The following is an 802-nucleotide window of genomic DNA, read 5'->3' as shown; positions in this document are numbered from 1 at the left end:
CGCCGCGCCACCAGCGCCCAGGTGCGCGGCGGCCCGGCGGACGTCGACGCCGCTGTCCGGCGAGGGGTGGGTGAGGACCACGACCGTGGTCGGCAGCAGCCCCGGGTGCAACCCGCCGACCCAGTCCAGTACGGAACGGGTGGCGGCCACGCCCTCCGGGGTCGCCGGGGTGACCAGCACCCGGGCCTGGGTGGTGACCAGCGCGGTGCGCGCCACCTCGGCGGGCAGCGTCTCGCAGTCGACGACGGTGGCGGCGAAGTGGCGGCGCAGCGTGGTCATCACCACGCGGTACGTGTCCAGGTCGAGCCGGGTGCCGATGGAACCCTGGCTGCCGGGCAGCAGCCAGCCGCCGCCGGCGAACGGCAGGAGGTAGCCGGTCAGGTCGGTGATCAGCATCGACGGGTCGAGGATCTGCGCGAGATCGCTGCCCGACCAGCGGACCTCGCGGGCGCCGAGCCGGTGCGGCAGGGTGCCCAGCGCCGGGTCGGCCTCGACGGCGAGCACCGGGTCGGGGCGGTAGTGGGCGTAGGTCAGCGCCAGCAGCGCGGCGACGGTGGACTTGCCGGCGCCGCCGCGGATGCTGGACACCGCGATCTGCCGGCCGCTGGAGACCGGCTGCTGGATGGCGTGCGCGGCCCGGGTGAGGGCGGCCGTCTCGGCGGCGGGCGAGGACGCGAAGACCTTGCGCAGGGCCCGGCCCGCGCGCCGCGCCACCAGCGCCCAGGTGCGCGGCGGCCCGGCGGACGTCGACGCCGCTGTCCGGCGAGGGGTGGGTGAGGACCACGACCGTGGTCGGCAGCAG

General features: G+C 77.1%; 1 protein-coding gene. It reads right to left on the bottom strand.

Features of this window, described 5'->3' with window-relative positions; all coding sequences use genetic code 11:
• A partial coding sequence (locus tag ADL22_RS14555) for a hypothetical protein (protein ID WP_066978349.1) occupies nt 1-714 on the bottom strand: 714 nt, incomplete at its 3' end.
• Between the last annotated feature and the right edge of the window lie 88 nt (nt 715-802).

The sequence above is a fragment of the Streptomyces sp. NRRL F-4489 genome, from assembly GCF_001509485.1.
Lineage (GTDB): Bacteria > Actinomycetota > Actinomycetes > Streptomycetales > Streptomycetaceae > Streptomyces.
Note: the sequence above shows the minus strand (reverse complement) of the source record. Positions and strands in the feature narration are given on the sequence as shown.